We start from the raw sequence: 5,879 nt of genomic DNA on the forward strand, positions 1-5,879 counted from the left end.
CGCATATGGCCTGTTCTATTTGGAATGCGGAGAAGCTCCCCGTATGATGCTCCTCGTTCTGATAACACCCTCCGGGAGGACAATTGAACTTGCGCGAGCTGGCTCCCTATGCAATAGCAATCCTGGCGGCCTATCTTGGCTGGATCATCAACCGTCTGATCCGTCTTAAAAAAAGCGTTCGCGGTTCAACGTTCTCGGCGACTGATGAGGAGGAAATTCATTCGCAGATCCTGGGAGGAGACTCGCAACCTGCGTTTTCCAGCGTCTCCTATGACAGTCGCACTGGCTCCAGGAGCGATGTGTTGAACTCGAAGGGCGGTCTTGTTGCAGAGGAGCCTGTCATAGGCGGTGGATTTGAGGCGCTCATGGAGGTCCGACAGCTTAAAAGGCGCTTTGACGAGCTGCAGGCCAGCCACAATGCACTGGAAGCATCGGTAGAGCATTTGCGCGAGGCCTTTCTGGATCTCCAGGCCGCAAGTCAGGTTTCGCCTGCATATAACGATGCAGTTGCGCTGGCGAGGCGGGGGTTCCTTGCGGAAACCATTGCGGAGCGCTGTGGTATTTCCGTTGCTGAAGCACAATTGGTTGCTGCACTGAGTTCAAACACGACCGGGGAGAAAAGCGATGAGTGATGCCGATGCTGCAGCAGGACGTGATTCCGGTGCAAAAACTTCGCTGATCACTCAAGCGGTCGTCCTGATCGCCTTGATCGCGGCACTGCTGGCTGCGCTCGTTCTGTCGGGGAAGAGCGATGAGGGAGAAAAAGCAGGCAAAAGAGAGGACGCCGCGCTCCTGCCCCGTGTTGGTGTTGCTGTCAGTATTTCATCGAGCTCCTTGAGTGCGGAGCTGAATGCTGCTGTTCAAGCGGCGCCAGATGTGACGCAGACTGCGCTCACCTCGTCATCAAGCAGTGACGTGGCGCATAGCGTCGAACCCAAATCCGTACCGGAGGAGTCGTCTGACGTTGCCTTGAGGATATCGGATCATCCCGCATCTTCACGAGCGCCTGCGCCCGTTCCTGTCGCACCGGCGCTGCGACAGGACTCTGCTCCCCGGCAACACACCGCCAAGCCCGCGCCTGTCGAGCCTGAAATGCCCCCTGGCGTAACCGGATTTGCGCTGCAGCTTGGTGTATTCAGCAACGCTGGAAATGCGGAGGCTCTCCAGAAGAAGCTGAAGCGTGCGGGAATTCAGGCGCAACTTGAGACTAGAGTTCAGATTGGGCCATTTCGGACAAGGGAAGAGGCCGTCCGGACACAGGAAAAGCTACGCAAGATCGGCATGAGTGCGGGGATGATGGTGCCCCTGACGAAGAAGGTGGAATAGGGCGCTTTTCGCCCTTATTCCTGTCTTCGCGTCAGACGATAAGGCGGTAGGCTGTCATAACTTTCCTGCTACTGGACACGCCTCAACGCAGGACATTCGATCATATTCCGACATAGGGAGACATGACATGCGCGTAGAAAGCCCCGCTCTGGGAAGCTTGGACGTGGAAGACAGCAAGCTCATCGAGTTTCCGCTTGGTATTCCGGGGTTCGAGCGCTGCAAGCATTTCCTCCTTGCTGAAATGGGCGCCGGAGAACATGCCGTAGCCTTGTTTCAGGGCGTGGATGATCCTGATGCGTCCTTTTCTGTTACCACCCCGGAGGCCGTTGGCCTGCATTACGAATTCGAGCTGACTGCCGAGGAAATGGCCCTGCTTGGTGTCGAGAATGCGTCGGATGTCGCTGTCATGTTGATTCTGCGACGGGACTCCTCGGGCGATGGAGGCGGCGCAGTACAGGCCAATCTGATGGCCCCGCTCGTGATCAATGCGTCCACTCGGCGCGGCATTCAGAAAGTCATTGCACGCCTTGGGTGCGAGGTCACGCTGAAGCCTGTCTGACTTGCAGGCGCGTGCCGGAGGGCGACTTCCGGCGTTACTTCGCGTGTGCCCGGCAAAGACAGTAGGTGGCCGTGCCTACTATAATCGGTCTCCTGACAAGCCGGTGGTGACGCATGCGGATTCTCCTGAGTAACGATGATGGCTATTTTTCTCCCGGCATCGCCTGTCTCGCGGCAGAGCTCGCCAGAGTGGCGGATGTCACAGTCGTCGCGCCGGAGCGAGACCGGAGCGGTGCCAGCAATTCGCTGACACTTGATCGGCCGCTGCAATTGCGCAAGGCCGCGAACGGCTTTTTCTATGTGAATGGCACGCCGACCGACTGCGTGCATCTGGCCGTCACAGGGATGCTGGACGTGCAACCAGACATGGTGATCTCCGGGATCAATCACGGCGCCAACATGGGAGACGACACGGTGTATTCCGGAACTGTCGCAGCCGCCACGGAAGGCTACCTGCTGGGCGTGCCGTCTCTGGCCGTGTCTCTGACCGGGCGTGCCCCGAGCCATTTCCCGACAGCTGCCCGGCTGGTGCGCGAAATGGTTGAGCGATTCGAGCGGGCTCCTTTCGGGGAGCCGGTCTTGCTCAACATGAATGTGCCTGATCTGCCTTATGCCGAGCTGCAGGGAACGTGCGTCACGCGCCTGGGGAGACGCCATCGGGCTGAGCCGGTGATCCGGGGCGTAAATCCTCGTGGAGAGCAGATTTTCTGGATTGGCCCCGTCGGTGAGGCGGCCGATGCTGGAGCGGGAACAGACTTCCATGCCGTCGCGAACGGTTTCGTGTCGCTGACGCCTTTGCAGATTGATCTGACTCGCGTGTCGCAACTCGATACTGCGCGGCTATGGCTGGAGAAATGATCTGATGGTGACAGGTCATCAGGCAAGCAGTCAGGCGTCTGCCAGAGCACGGGCCCGGATGGTGGAGCGGTTGCGGGCCGATGGCATACGTGATGAGCGCGTACTGGCGGCACTCAATACGGTTCCTCGGCATGCTTTCGTTGAGGAGGCACTTGCAAGCCGTGCCTATGAAGATACCGCTTTGCCGCTCGGCTTTCAGCAAACGATCTCGCAGCCCTATGTGGTGGCACGGATGGCCGAAGTCCTGTCCGCCGGCGGGCGAAAGCTCGGCAAAACGCTCGAGGTGGGAGCGGGGTGCGGTTATCAGGCAGCCGTGCTGTCCTATCTGGCCACGGATGTCTATGCCGTCGAGCGCATCGGCAAGTTGCTCGACAAGGCGAGAGCGAACTTGCGTCCCTTGCGCCTGCCCAACGTCAGACTGAAGCATGGAGATGGCAGTCTTGGAATTCCGGAGGTCGCGCCATTCGATTCGATCATCCTTGCGGCTGCTGCGACCACGACGCCCAGAAGTCTGGTCGACCAGTTGGCTCCGGGAGGACGCATGGTGTTTCCTTTTGGGCAGGCCTCCTCAGACCAGGTCATGGTGATGATCGAGCGCTCCATGACCGGTTCCTTCAAGGAAACCCGCCTTGACCCCGTACGCTTCGTGCCGCTATTGCCAGGAACAGAATGAGGTTTCAATGATGTTGTTTTCAACGAAGGATCTTCGCTGCATTCCCTTTGTGATGGCTGTCGCCATGCTGGCCGCATGTGCGTCGAAGAGCCCCGCTCCGGTCGAGGTGCGTACTGCCGTCAAACCCGCAGAACTGCAGCCCGCTCAGCCCGTTCAACGGCCCGGGTATTACATCGTCAAGCATGGCGATACCCTTTACAGCATTGCACGCCAGTTCTCGCGCGAGGTGCGGGAGCTTGCGGAATGGAATAGCCTGGCAGATCCGTCCGTCATCAGTGTGGGGCAGGAGTTGCGGGTGGTTCCTCAACAGCAGCTTGCGTCGGACGGCGCGGCTGGTGCGACAGGCGCCGAGTCCTTGCCGGTACCTTCACCGGTGGTCATCGGCAGTGCGCCGGTTCAGTCGGCACCGATCGCGCCTGCCGCCGCTTCATCAGGGACTCTCTTGACTGAACCAAAGGGCGGGCGTGTCGCCTATTCGGAGCAGGCGTGGAAAGATCTGACGCAAAATCGTACAGAAAGGCAGGAGCCGACTGCCAGTGCACCGGCCGCGGTTGCCTCCGCGCCGGCTGCAGCAGCGCCGGCAGGTGATGGAACCTGGGCCTGGCCAGCCAAGGGAAAGGTGATTGCCAGCTTCAATGACTCCAGCAACAAGGGCATCGATCTTGGCGGAGACATCGGTGAAGATGTTCTGGCCGCGGGCAGCGGTGAAGTCAAGTATGTGGGTTCCAGCTTGCGTGGATACGGCAATCTGGTCATCATCAAGCACAACAATGATTATTCAAGCGTTTATGCCCATAACCAGGAAATCCTGGTGAAGGAAAACCAGCAAGTCCGAAAAGGCCAGAAAATCGCAACGCTCGGCAAGTCGGATGCCGATCGACCGAAGTTGCATTTCGAGATCCGACGACAGGGTAAGCCTGTTGATCCGTTGAAATACCTGCCGTCACGCTAAGGGGCTCACATGTACGATCCGGAATTCCTCGACGATGCTGAAGAAAAGGAAACGGATCTGCCTGCGGAGCTTGAAGCCTTTGCGGAGCCTGAAGCCGCTCCTGCTGCCCAGCCGGAGAACGAGTTTCTCAGTGACGTTACCCAGATCTATCTCAACGAGATTGGCCTCAATCCCCTCCTGACAGCAGAGGAAGAAGCCGCCCTTGCACGGCGGGTTCGGCAGGGGGATTTCGAGGCCCGGCAAATCATGATCGAGCGCAACTTGCGGCTGGTCGTGAATATTGCCAAGCACTACCTCAATCGCGGCATTCCACTGCTTGACCTTGTCGAAGAAGGCAATCTTGGCCTGATGCATGCGCTCGAGAAGTTTGATCCCGAGCGCGGCTTCCGCTTCTCGACCTATGCGACCTGGTGGATTCGGCAAAATATCGAGCGCGCGATCATGAATCAGTCGCGCACGATTCGCCTGCCGGTTCATGTGGTCAAGGAGCTCAATCAGGTGTTGCGTGCGCAACGCCAGGTGGACGCGAGCAGCGGCAATTCCTCCCGGCTTGAGGATGTCGCGAAGAAGCTCGACCGCCCTCTGGAGGAGGTTCGCCAGATTCTGGCACTCTCCGAACACACGGCGTCTCTTGATGCGCCGCTGGACATTGACCCCAATCTTTCAATCGGCGAGTCCCTGGCTGACGAGCAGGCTGTCAGCCCTGAACTCAATATTCACACCGCCGAAGTCGAGCACCTGATCCGTGAGTGGATCGGTCAGCTCTCCGAGAAGCAGCGTCTGGTGATTCAGTACCGTTACGGTCTGGACGATGTGGAAGTCCTGACCCTCGAAGACCTGGCCGCGCAACTCGGCCTGACGCGTGAGCGGGTCCGCCAGATTCAGCTCGAGGCGCTTGCCCAGCTGCGACGCATTCTCAAGCGCCGCGGCGTATCGCGGGAAGTCCTGTTCTGATTCCAGGCAGGGACACGCCGCTCTCCCCTTTGCGGCCAGCCTCCATGACGTGGACGGTTTCTCTCGTCTTGTATTGAGAGGGTGTGTCGCAACTGGTCCATGTGACGAGTGCGCGAGCTCATGGCGCTTGAGCGCAGCCGTGCGCGTACTCTTTGAGGTGATCGAAAGTCACCCCGCAGCCTGATCGGCCCATGCGAGGCATGTTCCGGGGAGGGTCAAGCGCGTCGTGTCCGTGTATGGGTTTTAGACCTTGGTGTCTGCCGGATCACGTACTCAAACTCTCTGCGTCTCAACTCCTTGGGTAATCCCCCCGGAAAGTGGCGGTGGTCAGAAGTAGAATTTTCTCGAAATGGATGGGAGGAAGTTTTACATGCGGACCTCGCGGTTTTCAGACAGTCAGATCATTGCCATTCTCAAGCAGGCTGAGGGCGGTAGCCCCGTGCCGGAACTGTGTCGTGAGCACGGCATCAGCTCGGCGACCTTCTACAAGTGGCGGGCCAAGTACGGCGGCATGGACGCCTCACTGATGGCGCGGATGAAGGAGCTGGAGGAAGAGAA

Annotated in this window: 8 protein-coding genes; all 8 read left to right on the top strand. The window is 58.9% G+C overall.

The window, feature by feature from the left end:
- Nucleotides 1-83 precede the first annotated feature (83 nt).
- Nucleotides 84-632 carry a DUF2802 domain-containing protein gene (locus tag ABDB87_RS20410; RefSeq protein ID WP_345930536.1) on the top strand — a complete coding sequence of 183 codons (549 nt, stop codon included), beginning with the start codon at nucleotides 84-86 and terminating at the stop codon, nucleotides 630-632.
- Nucleotides 625-1,326: an SPOR domain-containing protein gene (locus ABDB87_RS20415; RefSeq protein ID WP_345930538.1), complete on the top strand. Its 702-nt coding sequence runs from the start codon at nucleotides 625-627 to the stop codon at nucleotides 1,324-1,326. Before ABDB87_RS20410 ends, ABDB87_RS20415 begins: the two co-directional genes overlap by 8 nt.
- 127 nt (nucleotides 1,327-1,453) lie before the next feature.
- A complete protein-coding gene (gene fliW, locus ABDB87_RS20420; RefSeq protein ID WP_345930540.1) occupies nucleotides 1,454-1,885 on the top strand; it encodes a flagellar assembly protein FliW in 432 nt (143 codons plus the stop codon).
- Between the two features lie 113 nt (nucleotides 1,886-1,998).
- On the top strand, nucleotides 1,999-2,742 hold the full coding sequence (gene surE / locus ABDB87_RS20425) for a 5'/3'-nucleotidase SurE (RefSeq protein ID WP_345930542.1): 744 nt from the start codon (nucleotides 1,999-2,001) through the stop codon (nucleotides 2,740-2,742).
- A gap of 4 nt (nucleotides 2,743-2,746) precedes the next feature.
- Nucleotides 2,747-3,415 carry a protein-L-isoaspartate(D-aspartate) O-methyltransferase gene (locus ABDB87_RS20430; RefSeq protein WP_345930544.1) on the top strand — a complete coding sequence of 223 codons (669 nt, stop codon included), beginning with the start codon at nucleotides 2,747-2,749 and terminating at the stop codon, nucleotides 3,413-3,415.
- Nucleotides 3,416-3,422: 7 nt separating this feature from the next.
- Complete coding sequence (locus ABDB87_RS20435; protein WP_345930546.1) at nucleotides 3,423-4,367, top strand: peptidoglycan DD-metalloendopeptidase family protein; 945 nt, start codon at nucleotides 3,423-3,425, stop codon at nucleotides 4,365-4,367.
- Nucleotides 4,368-4,376: 9 nt separating this feature from the next.
- A complete protein-coding gene (gene rpoS, locus ABDB87_RS20440) occupies nucleotides 4,377-5,321 on the top strand; it encodes an RNA polymerase sigma factor RpoS (RefSeq protein WP_345930548.1) in 945 nt (314 codons plus the stop codon).
- Nucleotides 5,322-5,691: 370 nt separating this feature from the next.
- The coding region (locus ABDB87_RS20445) for a transposase (RefSeq protein ID WP_345930550.1) at nucleotides 5,692-5,879 on the top strand (188 nt) is incomplete at its 3' end.

Source organism: Uliginosibacterium paludis (assembly GCF_039631355.1).
In the GTDB taxonomy this organism is placed as follows: domain Bacteria; phylum Pseudomonadota; class Gammaproteobacteria; order Burkholderiales; family Rhodocyclaceae; genus Uliginosibacterium; species Uliginosibacterium paludis.

Coding starts and splice junctions, on each gene's coding strand:
- rpoS (WP_345930548.1), top strand. CDS start 4,377: ATGTACGATCCGGAATTCCTCGACGATGCTGAAGAAAAGGAAACGGAT.
- surE (WP_345930542.1), top strand. CDS start 1,999: ATGCGGATTCTCCTGAGTAACGATGATGGCTATTTTTCTCCCGGCATC.
- ABDB87_RS20415 (WP_345930538.1), top strand. CDS start 625: ATGAGTGATGCCGATGCTGCAGCAGGACGTGATTCCGGTGCAAAAACT.
- ABDB87_RS20435 (WP_345930546.1), top strand. CDS start 3,423: ATGATGTTGTTTTCAACGAAGGATCTTCGCTGCATTCCCTTTGTGATG.
- fliW (WP_345930540.1), top strand. CDS start 1,454: ATGCGCGTAGAAAGCCCCGCTCTGGGAAGCTTGGACGTGGAAGACAGC.
- ABDB87_RS20430 (WP_345930544.1), top strand. CDS start 2,747: ATGGTGACAGGTCATCAGGCAAGCAGTCAGGCGTCTGCCAGAGCACGG.